Here is a 16668-nt window from a genome sequence, read left to right on the forward strand (position 1 = left end):
CATGAGTCTGCCTTGGTGGGTGCCGACCTTGGTCGGCACGGAAGCATGGAGTGTCGCGATCTGATGATCCGTGCCGACCAAGGTCGGCACCTACCAGAGCAGTTCGCGTTACTGCGCGTCCGCGCCGCCGCCCAGCACCTTGAACAAGGTCACCCGGTTGCCCGCTTCCTGCTGCTGCAACGCGATCAGGTCCTGCTGCGCGGCATACAGGTTGCGCTGTGCGTCCAGCGACTGCAGGTAGCCGTCCAGCCCGGTGCGGTAACGCGCATCGGCCAGCGTGTAGCTGCGCTGGCTGGCGGCCACCAGCGCGCGCTGCGCGTCCATCTGTGCGGTCAGGTGGTCACGCGTGACCAGCGCATCGGCCACCTCGCTAAAGGCCTGCTGGATCGCCTTCTCGTATTGCGCGATGCCGATGTCCTTGCCGATCTTCGAGGCATCCAGCGACGCCTTCAGTGCGCCGGCATGGAAGATCGGAGCGGTGATACTGGGCGCGAACGACCAGCCACGGGTACCAGCCGAGAACAGCGTCGACAACGCGGTGGAGCTGTGGCCGTAGTTGGCAGTCAATGTCAGCGTCGGGAAGAACGCGGCGCGCGCGGCGCCTATATCGGCATTGGCCGCCTGCAGCGCGTGTTCGGCGGACAACACGTCCGGGCGCTGCAGCAGCACGCTTGAGGGCAGGTCGGCCGGCAACGGCGCCAGTGCCACGCTGCCCTCCAGCGCCTGCGCGGTCGGCAGCAGGGCCGGATCCAGCGGCGCCCCCACCAACAGCTGCAATGCATCGCGATCCTGCGCCTGCTGCGTCTGCAGCTTGGCAAGCACGCCGCGCGCGGCTTCCACGCTGGTCTGCACCTGCGACAGGTCCAGCCCCGAGGCCAGCCCCTGCGCATGGCGGGCCTCGGTGCGCTGCAGGGTCTGCTGCTGGCTGTCCAGGGTCTGTTGCGTGAATGCCAGCGACTGCCCATCGGCGGCCAGCGCCAGCCACGCCGTCGCCACTTCGGCGACCAGACTGGTGCGCGCCGCACGCTGGTTCTCGGCACTGGCCAGCCAGTTCTGCAGGGCTTCGCTCTTCAGGCTGCGGATGCGCCCGATCAGGTCCAGCTCCCAGCTGCTGATGCCGACCTGCAGCGCGTCGGACTCGGTTACCTGGGTGGCCCCGGTCTCACTGTTGGCGTCACTGACCCGCGAACGGGTGACGCTGCCGCTGGTATTCACCGACGGCAGCAGCGCCGCACGCTGGATGCGGTACTGCGCCCGCTCCTTCTCCACCTGCAGCACGGCCACGCGCAGGTCGCGGTTGTTCTGCAGCGCCAGCGCGATCACCTGCTGCAGGCGTGGTTCCAGGAACACCTCACGCCATGCCGGCATCGCCAGCGCAGGATCAGCCTCGCCGGTGGCCGCATTGCCGAACTGCACCGGCACCGGTGCCCCGGGCCGCTGGTAATGCGGCGCCATGCCCACGCAGCCACCGAGCACGGTGGTCATCGTCGCGGCCGCCAGGGCGCGCAGCAGCATCGGCTTCATGGGCGTGCCTCCGGGACAGTGGCTTCGGTCGGTGCGCGGCCCGGGAACATGCGGCGAACCAACAGGTAGAACAACGGCACGAAGAACATGCCCAGCACCATCGAGGCGACCGTGCCGCCGGCCACGCCGGTACCCAGCGATCGGCGCGCGGCTGAACCGGCACCGGTGGCGAACACCAGCGGCAGCACGCCCATCAGGAAGGCCAGCGAGGTCATCACGATCGGCCGCAGCCGCAGGTAGACCGCCTGCAGGATCGCCTCGCGGGTGCTCTTGCCCTGCTGTTCGAGGATGCGCGCGAACTCGACGATCAGGATGCCGTTCTTGGCCGCCAGGCCAATCGTGGTCAACAGGCCGACCTGGAAGTACACGTCGTTGTTGAGGCCGCGCAGGTTCATCATCAGCACCGCACCGAACACGCCTACCGGCACCGCCAGCATCACCGCGAACGGCACCGCCCAGCTTTCATAAAGCGCGGCCAGGCACAGGAACACGAACAGCAGCGAGATGGCGTACAGCATCGGCGCCTGGTTGCCCGACAGCTGTTCCTGGTAGGCCATGTCCGACCACGCGTGGCTGAAGCCTTCCGGCAGCGTATCGGCCAGGCGCGCGATCTCGGCCATCGCCTCGCCGGAGCTGACGCCCGGCGCCGGCTGGCCGGTGATCTCCATCGCCGAGATGCCGTTGTAGCGCTGCAGCGCGGCCGGTGCGCTGGACCAGTGCGCGCTGACCAGCGATGACAGCGGCACCATCTGCCCAGCCTGGTTGCGCACGCTCCAGCGCTCGATGTCCTGCGGCTGCATTCGTGCTTCGGCAGCGCCTTGGATGAACACCTTCTTGATGCGGCCCTTGTAGATGAAGTTGTTGACGAAGTCGCCGCCCAGCGCCGCGTTCAAGGTGTCATTGATGTCCTGCGGATTCACGCCCATCGCCTGCGCCTTCGCGTCGTCCACCTTCACCGCATACACCGGTGCATCTTCCAGGCTGGCATAGCGCACGTTGACCAGCTTCGGATCCTTGGCAGCTTCCTTCAGCAATGTGTTGCGTGCAGCCACGGCGGCGGCATGGCCGGCACCGCCTTCGTCCTGCAGTTCCAGGGTGAATCCGCCCGCATCGCCCAGGCCGAGGATGGCCGGCGGCGAGGTGATGAACACCTGCGCATCGGGCACGCTGGCCATGGCCTTGGTCAACCGTACGGCGATGGTATCGGCATCATCCTTGCGGTCATCCCAGTCCTTCAGGCGAATGAAGGCCTGGCCGACATTCTGGCCGCTGCCGGTCACGCTGAAGCCGGCGGTGGCCTGGATCGACAGCACGCTGTCGTCTTTTACTGCGGCGGCACTGAGGCGATCCATCACAGCACGGGTCTGTTCCAGCGTGGCGCCGGCCGGCAGCTTCACCAGCGCGTTGAGCATGCCCTGGTCCTCGTCGGGCAGGAACGCGCCAGGCAGGTGCCACAGCAGCAGGCCGGTGACCACGCTCAGCACCAGGTAGAACACTACGCCGAGCGTGCGCCGACCGAGGAAGCCATCCACCCGACGACGCAGGCCGTTGGAGGTGCGCTCGAAACGGTGGTTGAACCAGATGAAGAACTTGCCCAGCAGGCTCGGTTCGCCGCCGTGGTCGCCGTGCGGATGGCCGCCCTTGGGAATCTGGTGCAGGATGCTGCCGCACAGCGCCGGGGTGATGGTCATCGCCACCAGCACCGACAGGATCATCGCTGCCGCAATCGTCACCGAGAACTGGCGGTAGATCACGCCGGTGACACCGCTGAAGAACGCCATCGGCAGGAACACTGCGGTCAGCACCAGCACGATACCGACCAGCGCGCCGGTGATCTGGCCCATCGCCTTCAGCGTCGCCGGCTTCGGCGCCAGCCCTTCGAAGGTCATCACCCGTTCCACGTTCTCCACCACCACGATGGCATCGTCCACCAGCAGGCCGATGGCCAATACCAGCGCGAACATGGTCAGCGTGTTGATCGAATAACCGAACGCGGCCAGAACGCCGAACGTGCCCAGCAGCACCACCGGCACTGCGATGGTCGGGATCAGGGTGGCGCGCCAGTTCTGCAGGAACAGGTACATCACCAGCACCACCAGGATGATCGCCTCGATCAGGGTGATCACCACTTCCTTCAGCGAGATGGTCACGAACGGCGTGGTGGTGAACGCCACGTGGGCGGTGTAGCCATGCGGCCAGTACTTCTGCAGCTGCTGAAGCCGTGCATCGATGGCCTTGGACACGGCGATGGCGTTGGCACCGGCATTGAGTTCGATACCCAGCGATGCAGACGGCTTGCCGTTGAAGGTGCTGATGCTGTCGTAGCTCTCCGGGCCCAGCCCGATCTTCGCGACGTCACCCAGATGCACCACGCTGCCGTTGGCATCGGCCTTCAGCACCACCTGCGCGAACTGTTCGGGCGTGTGCAGGCGGCTGCGCGCGGTCACCGTGGCGTCAAGCTGCTGGCCCTTCAGCGCCGGCTGGCCGCCGAGTTCACCGGCCGAGACGTCGGTGTTCTGTGCCTGCAGCGCGGTCTCGATGTCCGACGGCATCAGCGCGTACTGGCGTATCTTCTCCGGGTCCAGCCAGATGCGCATGGCGTACTCCTGGCCGATCGGCTGGATGTTGCCGACACCGCTGACGCGGCTGATCTGGTCATCGATGCGCGCTTCCATGAAGTTGGCGACATCGAAGTTGTCCATGCTGCCGTCTTCGCTGGTGAACGACAGCACCTCGAAGATCGAACCACTGGACTTGGTGATGGTCAGGCCGTTCTGCTGCACCGCCTGCGGCAGCGTGGCCATGGCCGCCTGCAGCTGGTTCTGCACCTGCACCTGCGCGGTGTCCGGATTGGTGCCGGTGGCGAACACCAGGTTGACCTGCGCCGAGCCGTCGGAGGCACTGGTCGAGGTCATGTACATCAGGTGATCGAGGCTCTGCTGCGACTGCTCGATGACCTGGGTGACCGCATTTTCCACGGTCTGCGACGAGGCACCGGTGTAGGTGGCACGGATGGTGATGGTGGGCGGGGCGATCTGCGGGTAGCGGTCCACCGGCAGGATCAGGATCGCAAGCAGGCCGAGCAGGCTGACCGCAATGGCGATCACCCAGGCGAAGATCGGCCGGTCGATGAAGAAACGAACCATGCGCGGCAGGCCTCAGTGCGACTTTTCGTCGGTGTTGCCGTTCGGGTCGATCGCCGGCATCGCCGCCAGCTGCGCCGTGGTGGCCGCCACCGCCTTCACCTGCTGGCCCAGTGATACCGCACTGCCGTTGCTGACGATCACCCGTTCGCCGGTCTTGAGACCATCGGTGATCTGCCACTGGTTGCCGACCACCTGGCCGGTGCGGACCCGGCGCTCGACCACATGATCCTTGGCGTCGAGCAGGCGCAGCAGCGGCTCGCCGCGTTCGTTGCGCGTCACCGCCTTCTGCGGCACCAGCAGCGCGCGCGCGTCGGTAGCCATCGGCAGCACCGCCTTCAGGTACATGCCGGGTAGCAACAGGCCGTCCGGGTTCGGGATGACCGCACGCAGCACCACATTGCCGGTACCCGGATCGACCGCGCTGCCGACGAACTCCAGCGTGCCTTCGTGCGCATAGGTGCTGCCGTCCTCCAACAGCACCTTCACCTGTGCCTTGCCATCGATGGCCTTCACCAGGCCGGCATCGAGCTGCTTGCGCAGTGCCAGCATCTGCGTGCTGGACTGGGTGACATCCAGGTACACCGGGTCCAGCCGCTGGATGGTGGTCAGCGCGGCGTCCTGCCCGGCCGCGACCAGCGCACCAGCGGTCACGCTGGAGGTGCCGATGCGACCGTCGATGGGCGCGGTCACCCGGGTGTAGTCGAGGTTGATGCGGGCGGCCTGCAATGCAGCGCGCGCGGCAATCACGTTGGCCTGCGCCTGCTTCAGCGCCGAGGTGGCGTCGTCGGCATCCTGCTTGCTGGCCGCATCCATGCTCACCAGCGCGCGGGTGCGCTCGGCCTTCGGCTGTGCCGACAACACGGTGGCCTCGGCCTGCGCCAGCTGCCCGCGGGCGGTATCGAAGGCCGCCTGGTATGGCGCCGGATCGACCTGGTACAGCAGCTGCCCCGCCTTGACCTGCTGGCCTTCGGTGAACAACCGCTGGCGGATCAGGCCGCCGATCTGCGGCCGCACCTCGGAGATCTCGAACGGCACGGCGCGGCCGGGCAGCGTCTGCTGTAGTGCCAGCGGCTGCGCGCTGGCCGTGATGACGCCCACTTCGGGCATGGCCGGTGCTTCAGTCCTGCCCGCCGAACAGGCCGCCAGGGCCAACAGCAGGGGCAGCAGCAGGGGACGCGGGGAACGGGACAGCGGGCGCAGGAGTGACATGGGGGGCGTGGGGGCCTTGCGTTGACCCGTGCACGCTGCCGTGGAACTGTGCAGAGAATATGGAGATTGTGCGACCGGCTCAGCTGGCGCTTGCTTTCGGCGCCGCATGCGCCGCTAATGGCCTCCGCGATGGCGAAGATTCGACTCAAATTCGGCCTGACCGCGAAGACCTTCCTCGCGATCTTCACCGCCTGCCTGCTGGTGCTGGCAGTGAACGGTATTGCCAGCCGCGTGGCCTTCCAGACCGGATTCCTGGACTACCTCAACGACCAGGGCGACCTGCGCATGCAGCGGCTGATGCCCCACCTGCAGCGTGAGTACCGCGAGCACGGTGGCTGGGGACATCTGCATGGTGATGGCGACCGCTGGGCGCGGTTGCTGCGCCCGGATCTGGCCCATGGGCACGAAGGGCCGGTGCCGCCGCTGTCCGACCAGACCGGCGTGCCGTCGCGTCTGGGCCTGTTCGATGCGCAGCACCACTTCGTGGCCGGCAACCCCGACGCCACCAGCGATGACGAGCCGCATGCGGTGCAGGTGGACGGGCAGACCGTAGGTTGGCTGGGCATGGTGCCGTTCCAGACCGTCATCGCCACCAACGACCTGAATTTCTACAACACCCAGGTGCGCGCCTGGTGGGTGATCGGCATCGCCCTACTGCTGGTGACGGTACTGCTGGCCTGGCTGGTATCGCGGGCGCTGCGCCAGCGCCTGGCCAAGCTGGCCGCGGCCACGCACCGGCTGGCGGCCGGTGACTACGCCACCCGCATCGAGCGCACCAGCGACGATGAGCTGGACGCACTGGTCAACGACTTCAACCGGATGGCGCAGGCGCTGGACGATACCGAGCGCAACCGCCGCGCCTTCATCGCCGACATCTCGCATGAGCTGCGCACGCCATTGGCGGTGGTGCGCGCCGAGCTGGAGGCGATCGAAGATGGCATCCGTCCGCTGGACCGCGCCAACCTGGTGGGCCTGCAGGGCGAGATCCGCCAGCTGGGCAAGCTGATCGACGACCTGCACGACTTGTCGATGACCCAGTCTGGCGGCCTGGCGTACCGCTTCGCGCCACTGGACTTGGCGGCACTGCTGCGCAGCGAACTCAACGGCATGCGCGTGCGCTTCGCCAATGCAGGCCTGGCGCTGGAGGAAGATCTGCCCGCCATGCCGTTGCAGGTGTCCGGTGACGAACGGCGCCTGCAGCAGGTGCTGGCCAACCTGCTGGAGAATGCACTGCGCTACACCCACGCCGGTGGCCGCGTACTCGTGCAGGCAGCGCACGTGCCTGCCGGCGTGCAGCTGATCGTGGAAGACACCGCGCCGGGCGTGCCGGCCGACAAGTGCGCGCTGTTGTTCGAACGCTTCTACCGCGTGGAGAGTTCGCGCAATCGTGCCAGTGGTGGCAGCGGGCTGGGCCTGGCCATCAGCCACAACATCATCCTCGCCCACCACGGCGTCATCCACGCCGAGCCTTCGCCACTGGGCGGGCTGCGCGTGGTCATCACCCTGCCGGAGCCTGCATGAGCACGTCGCCCGCCACGTCCGCGAAGATCCTGATCGTCGAGGACGAGCCACGCCTGGCCTCGGTACTGCGCGACTACCTGGCCGCTGCCGGCATGGCCAGCGAGTGGGTGGACGACGGTGGCCAGGTGATCGACGCGTTCGCGCGCTACCAGCCCGATCTGGTGCTGCTGGACCTGATGCTGCCGCAGCGCGACGGCGTGGACCTGTGCCGCGAACTGCGCGCCAGCAGCGATGTGCCGGTCATCATGGTCACCGCACGGGTGGAAGAGATCGACCGCCTGCTGGGCCTGGAGATCGGTGCCGACGACTACATCTGCAAGCCGTTCAGTCCGCGCGAAGTGGTCGCTCGGGTAATGGCGGTGCTGCGCCGCTACCGCCCAGACCCCGGTGCGCGCGCCAACGGCGGCCTGCACATCGACGAGCCGGCCGCACGCGCCACCTGGAACGGCAAGGGCCTGGACCTGACGCCGGTGGAATACCGCCTGCTGCGCACGCTGCTGGCCACGCCAGGCCGGATCTGGGCGCGCGATGAACTGCTCGACCGGCTGTACCTGGACCATCGCGTGGTGGTCGACCGCACTGTCGACAGCCATGTGCGCAACCTGCGCCGCAAGCTGGCCGACGCCGGCATGGAAGGCGAGCCAATCCGTTCGGTGTACGGCATGGGCTACAGCTACGAGCCGTGATCGCGTTCGCCGGGCTTGGCCCGGCGCTACCCCGTCATGCCTCGTCGACGAACGTCACCCCCTGGTAGCGCCGGGCCATGCCCGGCGAGCGCAGCGATGCAGACCTGCGCTACAGTCGAGAACGCTCGACATCAACGAATCACGACTGCATGGACGACATCCACCCGATCGCGCCGGACAAGCGCGCCGCCATCCTTTCGACCCTGGCCGACATCGAACAACGCTACGACGTACGCGTGCTGCTGGCCTGCGAGTCGGGCAGCCGCGGCTGGGGCTTTTCCTCGCCGGACAGTGACTACGACGCGCGCTTCATCTACGTGCATCGCCAGCCGTGGTATCTCAGCGTCAACGAGAGCACCGGTCCCGGCGAAGCGCAGCGCGATGTGATCGAACTGCCGATCGACGATGAGCTCGATGTCAGCGGCTGGGACCTGCGCAAGGCACTGCGGCTGGTCTCAAAATCCAATCCGACACTGATCGAATGGCTGCGTTCGCCGATCATCTACCAGCAGGATCACGCTGCGATGTCGCAGCTGTGGAAGGCAGCTGAGTCGTTCTATTCACCACTGGGAACGTGGTGGCACTACTTCAACATGGCGCGCTCGAACCATCGCGGTTACCTGCGTGGCGAAACGGTACGCACGAAGAAATACCTGTACGTGCTGCGCCCACTGCTGGCCTGCCAGTGGATCGAACACGAACAGACACCCCCGCCGATGGCCTTCGAGGATCTGCTGGACCGGCTGCTGCCGCTTGGCCCGGTGCGTGAAGCCATCGATGCCCTGCTGGCCGTGAAACGCGCCAGTGCCGAGTTCAGTGCCGGACCACGCATCGCGGCGATCAGCGATTTCATCGATCGTGAACTAGCCGCCCGCGCCGGGCAGGCCCCACGGCTGCCTGCTGGCCAGGGCGACAGCGCCTGGCTGGACGCGCTGTTCCGGCAGATGCTGGCCGAGCACGCGCCGTCCTGAGCGGTTGCACCCGTTTCTGGTAGCTGCCGACCTTGGTCGGCACCGAGATCACCATCCACGCATGGCGTGGATCTACTGTGTATCCGCGCGGCCCCAGGGCGGTACCTCCCCCAGCGTTCGCACGCGTATCATCGTCGCGAACGCCCTGATTTCCGGAGACTTCGATGAACCCGCTGCGCCCCTTCCGCGACAAGATGCCCGTCCTCGGCGAGCGCGTGTACATCGACCCGGCCTGCACCGTCATCGGTGACGTGGAGCTGGCCGACGACGTGTCGGTGTGGCCGGGCACGGTCATCCGCGGCGATGTCAACTACGTGCGCATCGGTGCGCGCACCAACGTGCAGGACGGCACCATCATCCATGTCAGCCACCACAGCCCGTACAACAAGGCCGGCTACCCGACCCTGATCGGCCAAGGCGTGACCGTCGGCCACGGCTGCATCATCCACGCCTGCACGATCGGCGATTACAGCCTGATCGGCATGGGCGCCTGCATCCTCGACGGCGCCCGCGTGGAGCGCCATGGCTTCGTCGGCGCCGGTGCGGTGGTCGGCCCGGGCAAGGTGGTGGGCGAAGGCGAGCTGTGGGTCGGCAACCCGGCCCGGCCGGCGCGCACGCTGAGCGACAAGGAGATCGAGTCGCTGCACTATTCGGCCGACCACTACGTGCGGTTGAAGGACGAATACCGGGGCTGAGCAGCCAACGCCGCCACGCGGCTCTGCTAAAGTCTGGGCCCGACCAGGACCTGTCGAGACCCCCATGCCTGTGGCTGCCTGCCGGAGAGGACTCCGGCGCCCACAACGAAGGCCATCGCGCTGATGGCCGCACCGATGCTCGATACCTACCGCGAGGTGGTGACGCCAGAGGGTGTGCCGCTGCAGTTGCCTGCCGCCGGCCCGGTACCGCGGGCGATGGCCTGGCTGGTCGATCTCGGCGTGCGCATCGCGGCACTGGTGTTGGTGTCCATTCCGCTGGCGCTGCTGGACAAGTTCGGCTCCGGCCTCTACCTGGTGCTGATGTTCCTGGTCTACTGGGCCTACCCGATCGTCTGCGAAGCAGTGTGGGGACGCACCCTGGGCAAGCGTGCGCTGGGGCTGCGCGTGCTGTCTCGCGATGGCGCGCCGGTAGGCTGGATGGCGGCGATCACCCGCAACCTGCTGCGCACGGTGGACATGCTGCCCTTCGGCTATGCGCTGGGCCTGATCAGCAGCCTGTTCGATCCGCATGGCCGCCGCCTGGGCGACCTGGTGGCCGGCACCGTGGTGGTGCATGCACCCGCGCTGTATCTGCCACCGCCGCCGACCATCGACAGCGTGCTGGCCCCGCCGCAGCCCCTGCGACCAGAGGAACAGGCCGCGCTGATGGCCTTCGCCGAGCGCGCGCCACGCTTGTCGGCGGCGCGCCAGCAGGAGCTGGCCGGTATTGCCGAGCCACTGACCGGCACCCACGGCCAGGTCGGCGTTCTGCGCCTGTATGCGATGGCCAACTGGCTGCTGGGGCGGCGATGAAACAGGAGCAGTTCGTCGCCCGCTACCAGCAGGAATGGCAGGACCTGGAGCAGTGGCTGCTGCTGCGTGCCGGCGCCTCACGCCGCACGCGCCGCAAGGCCAGCGGCCTGGCACTGGACGACACGACCTTCCCGCAGCGCTACCGGCGGCTGTGCCAGCAGCTGGCGCTGGCCCGCGAGCGCGGCTACAGCCCGCAGCTGGTGCAGCGCCTGCAGCAGCTGATGCAGCAGGGCCACAGCGTGCTGTACCGCACGCCGCCGACACGTTGGCGGGGTGCCCTGGAGTTCCTGGTGGCCGACTTCCCGCTGCTGGTGCGCAGCCAGGCGCGCAGCATGTGGGTAGCGCTGGCGATGTTCGCGCTGCCGGCGGTGGCCTGCTTCGTGCTGGTGCAGGTCTATCCGGACCTGATCCACATGCTGATGGACAACCGCCAGATCGCAGAGATGGAGCGCATGTACGATCCCGCCGCCGAGCGCCTGGGGCGTGACAGCGGCACCGACTGGATGATGTTCGGCCACTACATCATGAACAACATCAGCATCGCCCTGCGCACCTTCGCCAGCGGACTGCTGGCCGGGCTGGGCACGCTGCTGGTGCTGCTGTTCAACGGCGTGATCATCGGTTCAGTGGCAGGCCACCTGCAGCACATCGGCCATGGCGACCCGTTCTGGCGCTTCGTGGTCGGCCACGGCGCCTTCGAGCTGACTGCGATCGTGATCGCTGGCGGTGCCGGCCTGCAGCTGGGCATGAAGCTGCTGGCGCCGGGCCGGCGCAGCCGCCTGGATGCACTGGTCGACGGCGGCCGCATCGGCGCGCGGCTGTGCCTCGGCGTCGCCTTCATGCTGTTGGTGGCCGCCTTCATCGAAGCCTTCTGGTCATCGATCGCCGAAGTACCTGCATGGGGCAAGTTCAGCGTGGCCGGTGTGTTGTGGGCCGGCGTGCTGCTGTGGCTGTGGCGCGGCGGACGTGGAGCTGGCCATGCGCATTGACCACCTGGACGTGGCGCTGCGTGCCCGCAGTGGCTGGGAAGCGATGGAGCTGGGCACCGCGCTGTCCCGCCGTCACGCGCGCGCGCTGTGGGGCAGCTGGCTGCTGGCCAGTGCACCGCTGTTCGTGATCTTCAACGCGCTGGGCTGGTGGCTGGATGCCTTCGGCTGGGCCTGGCTGGCGATGTGGTGGTGCAAACCGCTGTTCGAACGTGCGCCGTTGTATGTGCTGTCGCGCGGCATCTTCGGTGAACCAGTCGGCACGCTGGCCGCGCTGCGTGCGCAACGTCACTGGGGCAACAGCGGCTTCTGGGGCTACCTGGGTTGGCGTCGTTTCAGCGTGCTGCGCAGCCTGTGCCTGCCGGTGAACCTGCTGGAAGGCAACACACCGGGCCAGCGCGGCCCACGTCGTCGTGCAGTGGCAGCCGGCGCAGCGGGCGCGGCACTGGTACTGACCGTGACCTGCATGGCGTTCGAAGCCGTGCTGGTGTCCGGCGCGATCGGTGCGGTGTTCATGTTCATGCCACTGGAGCTGATGTCCGAATCATGGCGCGCCGCATGGGACATGATCGGCCAGGACACACCCGCATGGGCACGGCTGGGCTTCAACCTGGCGTGCTGGCTGGCCTCGGTGCTGATCGGCCCGTTCTTCGTCGGTGCGGGCTTTGGCCTGTACTTGAACCGGCGCACGCAGATGGAAGCCTGGGATGTGGAGATCGCCCTGCGCCGCCTGCGCGAGCGGCTGCTGCCGGCGGCATCGACGCTGGCCCTGCTGCTGTGCCTGGCACTGCCGCTGGTCTCCGCACCGGTGCATGCGCAGGACACAGACGCCGAGCCCGAACGCGCCATGGGCAAGCCCAACGACCGTGGCATCGACGCCGAGGAAGGCGACGAAGCACCGACCATCGACCCGGGCAACACCCCGGCAACGATCTTCGGCGGTACGCCGGTGGACACCGCCGGTTTCCGTCAGGCAGTGAACCGCGCCTATGAAGACCCGCTGCAGCGCCCGACCCGCCAGGTCACCCGCTGGAAGCCGATCGAACAGGCCGAGGAAGAGAAGAAGGAAGACAAGCAGCTGCAGCGTGACACCAACAGCAACGGTGAACGCAAAGCGCGCAAGGACGGCATCGCCTGGCTGGCGCGGCTGGCCGAATGGGGCCTGTGGGGGCTGCTCGGCGTCCTGCTGCTGGTGCTGCTGCTGACCGCACGGCTGTGGCTGCCGTGGCTGCGGGGCAGTGGCCGACGCAAGGCCGAGGCCGCACCGCCGGTGGTGGAGGAACAGGTGGAGTTGCCGGTGGTGCTGCCGCCGGACGTGGCCACCCAGGCCGGCCTGCTCTGGGACCAGGGCCGGCCGCGGCAGGCGCTGGCCCTTCTGTACCGCGCCAGCGTGCGCACGGTGGGCGAGCGCAGCGGTATCGCGCTTCCACCCGGTGCCACCGAAGCGCAATGCCTGCGCGCGTCGCGGCGCATGCCCGAGGCCAGCGACCGTGACCTGTTCGCGCGCATCGTGCGCATGTGGCAGTACGCCGCCTACGGTGGCCGCCTGCCCAGCCGCGCCGATTTCGATGCATTGGCCGATACGCTGCGCCAGCAGTACCGGTGGCAGGCATGAGCCCGCGCCTGTTCTGGTCGCTGCTGCTCGGTGCATTGGTGCTGTTCGGTGTACCGCTGACGATCCTTTACCTGCGCACGCATGAGCGGGTGACCGAGACCGTGCAGCTGCCGCCGCAGGGCGAAGCTGGCTACAACCCGCTGTACGTGCTCGGCCAGGCCCTGCGCGCCGACGGCATTGACGTGCACTCGCGGCCACGGCTGGAACTGCGGCAAATGACGCTGGGGCCGCACGACACGGTGGTGCTGCTGCAGGACAGCAGCGAACTGCCGCCGCCCGTCGCCAGCGCGCTGCTGGACTGGGTCGATGGGGGCGGCCACCTGCTGGTGCGGACGCCGCCACCGGCCGAGGACGATGCCGGCAGCACGCAGGGGCCCCTGCTGGATCAGCTGGGCGTGGACAGCCTGTTCCAGCGCAGCGACTGCCAGCCGTTCCATGTCGACGACGATCCTGGTCACGTTGAGTTCTGTGGAGGCCGCCGCTTCACCCTGGGTTTTGCCGCCAGTGCACAGGCCGAACGTCGCTGGGGCACGGATCGCGACCTGGTGTTTGCGCGCCTGCGCCATGGCCAGGGCAAGGTGAGCGTGCTGGCCGACATGGAGTTCATGCGCAGCGAGGTGGACTCACCGGCAGCGCGCCTGGCATCGGCAGGGGGCAAGGCCAGCGACGGCCTGCACGACGCGTCGCACCGCGACCTGACCCGCTATCTGCTCGATCCGAACTACGGCAAGGGTGCGGTCTGGCTGATCTACGCCAGCCGCCCGCCGTCGCTGTGGTCGCGCATGTTCTACCAGGGCTGGCCACTGTGGGCGCCACTGCTGCTGACCCTGCTGGGCTGGTTGTGGGGCCGCTCGCAGCGCTTCGGCAGCCTGCTGCCGTCACCGGTACTGGAACGCCGTTCGCTGCTGGAACACGTGCGTGCCAGTGGTGAACTGCTGCTGCGTTTCGGCCACGGTACGCGCCTGTACGAGGCCGTACTCGCCCTGTTCCTGCACCGCCTGCGCCTGCGCGCACCGGTTGCGGCCGCACTGGTTGGTGCGCCACGCGATCAGGCCATCGCCGAGCTGCTGAAGTGGCCTCAAGGCCGCGTTGCCAGCGCGCTCACGCCCCCTCCGCCGCACGATTCCTCCGCCCTGCGCGAGCGCATCCGCTTGCTGCTCCAGATGAGATCCCTGCTATGACCGAAGTCCCCGAGCTGCCGGCGGCCGCCAACGCCCGCCTGATCGAACGCGTCGATGCCATCCGCACCGCCGTCGGACACGCCTTCATCGGCCAGGCCGATGTGCTGGACCAGATTCTGGTGGCCCTGCTGGCCGGCGGCCACGTGCTGATCGAAGGCGTGCCCGGGCTGGGCAAGACGTTGCTGGTGCGCGCGCTGGCCCAGGCCCTGGAGCTGGACTACGGTCGCGTGCAGTTCACCCCCGACCTGATGCCCAGCGACGTCAGCGGCCACGCGGTGTACGACCCGAAGAGCGAGAGCTTCAAGATCCGCCGCGGCCCGGTGTTCACCAATCTGCTGCTGGCCGATGAGATCAACCGTGCACCGGCCAAGACCCAGTCGGCGCTGCTGGAAGTGATGCAGGAAGGCCAGGTGACCATCGAAGGCAAGGCCTTCACCCTGGCGCCGCCGTTCATGGCGCTGGCCACGCAGAACCCGCTGGAGCAGGAGGGCACCTACCCGCTGCCGGAAGCGCAGCTGGACCGTTTCCTGCTGAAGGTGCTGATCGACTATCCGCAGCTGGAGGACGAGAAGCGCATGGTGACCGCGATCACCAGTGGTCGTGCTGCCAGCGATTTCGACCTGAGCCAGGTGCCGCGCGTGCTCGGTGCCGGCGAGTTGCTGGAACTGCAGCGTGCCACTGCGGCGATCACCGTCGATGACGAAGTGATCGACTACGCGGTGCGCATCGTTGCCGCCACCCGGCAGTGGCCGGGTATCGCGGTCGGTGCCGGCCCCCGTGGCAGCATCGCGCTGGTGCGTGCTTCGCGCGCGCAGGCGGTGCTGGCCGGCCGTGATTTCGTCACTCCGGATGATGTGCGCGACATCGCACGCCCGGCGCTGCGCCACCGCATCGCGCTGGCCCCGGAACTGCAGATCGAAGGCCAGGACGCCGACGACGTGCTGGGCGCGTTGCTGGCCAAGGTGGAAGCGCCGCGCCGATGAGGCCGGCCCCGCTGCTGCTGGCGCTGCTGCTGGCCTGGGCCGCCTTGGGTGGCCTGGTGCTGGGCGGGTTGCTGCCGCGCTGGAGCTGGGCGCTGGCGGCACTGGCGATTGCCGTGCCGGCGTTGATGGATCTGTGGCGGCAGTCGCGGCGTCCGTCGCCGCAGGTGCAACGCGAACTGCCCGAAGCGCTGGCACTGGGCGTGCGCCGCGAGGCCGCGCTGCGGCTGCAGGCAGACACGTCGATGACGGTGCAGGTGTTCGACCTGGTGCCCGGCGGCTGGCCGCTGGAATCGCTGCCGCAGCGCGTGCGCCTGCAGGCCGGCAGCGCCTCCACCCTGCACTATCACCTGCACCCGCTGCAGCGTGGGCACTTCCGCTTTGAAGGCGTGCACCTGCGCATGCGCTCGCCGTGGCGCCTGTGGTGGCAGCAACGCACCCTGCCACCGGCGCTGGACGTGCGCGTCTACCCGAACTTCGTGCCGCTCACCCGCTTCGCGCTGTTCAGTGCGGACCAGGCCTCACGGCTGGTGGGTGCGCACGTGAAACGCCGGCGTGGCGAAGGCACCGACTTCCACCAGATGCGCGAGTACCGCATCGGCGACAGCCTGCGCCAGCTCGACTGGAAGGCCACGGCACGGGCACGCAAACTGGTCTCGCGTGAGTACCAGGACGAGAAGAACCAGCAGCTGCTGCTGATGCTCGACAGTGGCCGGCGCATGCTGGCCAGCGAAGGCGGGCTCTCGCATTTCGACCACGCCTTGAACGCTTCGCTGGTGGTGGCGTACCTGGCGCTGCGCCAGGGCGACGCCGCCGGCCTGTTTGCTGCCGGTGGTGAACGCCGCTGGGTGGCGCCGCAGCGTGGCATGGGCACGGTCGAGCACCTGTTGCGTGCCAGCTACGACCTGCAGCCGCGCGCGGTGGCCACCGACTACCTGGCCGCCGCCACCGAGGTATCGCTGCGCCAGCGTCGGCGCGCGCTGGTGATGCTGGTCAGCAACGTGCGCGACGAGGACATCGAAGACCTGCTGGCGGCAGTGCGCCTGCTGCAGCGGCGCCACCTGGTATGCGTGGCCAGCCTGCGCGAGCGCGAGCTGGACGGCGTGCTGGACAGCGAAGTGCAGACACTGGAAGACGCCACCCAGGCCGCTGCCGCCGCACTCTACCTGCAGCAGCGCGCGAAGGCGCACGACGCACTGCGCAGCGAGAAGGTGATGGTGCTGGACGTGACCGCCGATGCCCTGCCCGGCGCGCTGGTGGAGCGCTACCTGGCGGTGAAGCGCGAAGGATTGCTCTGATACCAACGATCGCGCTGGTGGGTGCCAACCTTGGTTGGCACGA

13 protein-coding genes are annotated in these 16668 nt (G+C 68.1%); 10 read left to right on the plus strand and 3 right to left on the minus strand.

Features of this window, described 5'->3' with window-relative positions:
* Window positions 1–108: 108 nt before the first annotated feature.
* Genes smeC through smeA form a run of 3 tightly spaced genes read right to left on the minus strand, consistent with a single transcriptional unit; the run spans window position 109 to window position 5879 of the window.
* Window positions 109–1524: a multidrug efflux transporter outer membrane subunit SmeC gene (gene smeC / locus AC5P6E_RS03930; RefSeq protein WP_329834345.1), complete on the minus strand. Its 1416-nt coding sequence runs from the start codon at window positions 1522–1524 to the stop codon at window positions 109–111.
* On the minus strand, window positions 1521–4670 hold the full coding sequence (gene smeB, locus AC5P6E_RS03935; RefSeq protein WP_329834343.1) for a multidrug efflux RND transporter permease subunit SmeB: 3150 nt from the start codon (window positions 4668–4670) through the stop codon (window positions 1521–1523). The genes smeC and smeB overlap by 4 nt, the downstream gene beginning before the upstream one ends.
* A 12-nt stretch (window positions 4671–4682) precedes the next feature.
* A complete protein-coding gene (smeA, locus tag AC5P6E_RS03940) occupies window positions 4683–5879 on the minus strand; it encodes a multidrug efflux RND transporter periplasmic adaptor subunit SmeA (RefSeq protein WP_329834341.1) in 1197 nt (398 codons plus the stop codon).
* A gap of 117 nt (window positions 5880–5996) precedes the next feature.
* Here smeA and baeS point away from each other — a divergent pair, with 117 nt between their 5' ends.
* The 10 genes from baeS to AC5P6E_RS03990 all read left to right on the plus strand — a co-directional run bounded on the left by baeS (window position 5997) and on the right by AC5P6E_RS03990 (window position 16625).
* Entirely contained in the window at window positions 5997–7400 is a 1404-nt protein-coding gene (baeS, locus tag AC5P6E_RS03945) for a sensor histidine kinase efflux regulator BaeS (RefSeq protein WP_019337018.1), read from the plus strand.
* Window positions 7397–8086 carry a response regulator gene (locus AC5P6E_RS03950; RefSeq protein ID WP_019337017.1) on the plus strand — a complete coding sequence of 230 codons (690 nt, stop codon included), beginning with the start codon at window positions 7397–7399 and terminating at the stop codon, window positions 8084–8086. Before baeS ends, AC5P6E_RS03950 begins: the two co-directional genes overlap by 4 nt.
* Window positions 8087–8235: 149 nt before the next feature.
* Window positions 8236–9057 carry a nucleotidyltransferase domain-containing protein gene (locus AC5P6E_RS03955; protein ID WP_010482192.1) on the plus strand — a complete coding sequence of 274 codons (822 nt, stop codon included), beginning with the start codon at window positions 8236–8238 and terminating at the stop codon, window positions 9055–9057.
* A 164-nt stretch (window positions 9058–9221) separates the two neighbouring features.
* Window positions 9222–9752 (plus strand): gamma carbonic anhydrase family protein, encoded by a 531-nt coding sequence (locus tag AC5P6E_RS03960; RefSeq protein ID WP_019337016.1) that lies wholly within the window; start codon window positions 9222–9224, stop codon window positions 9750–9752.
* Window positions 9753–9875: 123 nt separating this feature from the next.
* On the plus strand, window positions 9876–10565 hold the full coding sequence (locus AC5P6E_RS03965) for an RDD family protein (protein ID WP_010482196.1): 690 nt from the start codon (window positions 9876–9878) through the stop codon (window positions 10563–10565).
* Window positions 10562–11554: a stage II sporulation protein M gene (locus tag AC5P6E_RS03970; protein WP_019337015.1), complete on the plus strand. Its 993-nt coding sequence runs from the start codon at window positions 10562–10564 to the stop codon at window positions 11552–11554. Before AC5P6E_RS03965 ends, AC5P6E_RS03970 begins: the two co-directional genes overlap by 4 nt.
* Entirely contained in the window at window positions 11544–13166 is a 1623-nt protein-coding gene (locus AC5P6E_RS03975) for a DUF4129 domain-containing protein (RefSeq protein ID WP_019661652.1), read from the plus strand. Before AC5P6E_RS03970 ends, AC5P6E_RS03975 begins: the two co-directional genes overlap by 11 nt.
* Entirely contained in the window at window positions 13163–14347 is a 1185-nt protein-coding gene (locus AC5P6E_RS03980; RefSeq protein ID WP_312661483.1) for a DUF4350 domain-containing protein, read from the plus strand. Before AC5P6E_RS03975 ends, AC5P6E_RS03980 begins: the two co-directional genes overlap by 4 nt.
* Window positions 14344–15330, plus strand: a complete 987-nt coding sequence (locus AC5P6E_RS03985) for an AAA family ATPase (protein ID WP_014648782.1) — start codon at window positions 14344–14346, stop codon at window positions 15328–15330. The genes AC5P6E_RS03980 and AC5P6E_RS03985 overlap by 4 nt, the downstream gene beginning before the upstream one ends.
* Window positions 15327–16625: a DUF58 domain-containing protein gene (locus AC5P6E_RS03990; protein WP_329834336.1), complete on the plus strand. Its 1299-nt coding sequence runs from the start codon at window positions 15327–15329 to the stop codon at window positions 16623–16625. The genes AC5P6E_RS03985 and AC5P6E_RS03990 overlap by 4 nt, the downstream gene beginning before the upstream one ends.
* Window positions 16626–16668: the final 43 nt, after the last annotated feature.

This window comes from Stenotrophomonas sp. YJH_SMC_16 (assembly GCF_059367875.1).

Bases quoted from the DNA above. Each gene is read 5' to 3' on its own strand.
- smeC (WP_329834345.1), bottom strand. From the start codon at position 1,524: ATGAAGCCGATGCTGCTGCGCGCCCTGGCGGCCGCGACGATGACCACC.
- smeB (WP_329834343.1), bottom strand. From the start codon at position 4,670: ATGGTTCGTTTCTTCATCGACCGGCCGATCTTCGCCTGGGTGATCGCC.
- smeA (WP_329834341.1), bottom strand. From the start codon at position 5,879: ATGTCACTCCTGCGCCCGCTGTCCCGTTCCCCGCGTCCCCTGCTGCTG.
- baeS (WP_019337018.1), top strand. From the start codon at position 5,997: ATGGCCTCCGCGATGGCGAAGATTCGACTCAAATTCGGCCTGACCGCG.
- AC5P6E_RS03950 (WP_019337017.1), top strand. From the start codon at position 7,397: ATGAGCACGTCGCCCGCCACGTCCGCGAAGATCCTGATCGTCGAGGAC.
- AC5P6E_RS03955 (WP_010482192.1), top strand. From the start codon at position 8,236: ATGGACGACATCCACCCGATCGCGCCGGACAAGCGCGCCGCCATCCTT.
- AC5P6E_RS03960 (WP_019337016.1), top strand. From the start codon at position 9,222: ATGAACCCGCTGCGCCCCTTCCGCGACAAGATGCCCGTCCTCGGCGAG.
- AC5P6E_RS03965 (WP_010482196.1), top strand. From the start codon at position 9,876: ATGGCCGCACCGATGCTCGATACCTACCGCGAGGTGGTGACGCCAGAG.
- AC5P6E_RS03970 (WP_019337015.1), top strand. From the start codon at position 10,562: ATGAAACAGGAGCAGTTCGTCGCCCGCTACCAGCAGGAATGGCAGGAC.
- AC5P6E_RS03975 (WP_019661652.1), top strand. From the start codon at position 11,544: ATGCGCATTGACCACCTGGACGTGGCGCTGCGTGCCCGCAGTGGCTGG.
- AC5P6E_RS03980 (WP_312661483.1), top strand. From the start codon at position 13,163: ATGAGCCCGCGCCTGTTCTGGTCGCTGCTGCTCGGTGCATTGGTGCTG.
- AC5P6E_RS03985 (WP_014648782.1), top strand. From the start codon at position 14,344: ATGACCGAAGTCCCCGAGCTGCCGGCGGCCGCCAACGCCCGCCTGATC.
- AC5P6E_RS03990 (WP_329834336.1), top strand. From the start codon at position 15,327: ATGAGGCCGGCCCCGCTGCTGCTGGCGCTGCTGCTGGCCTGGGCCGCC.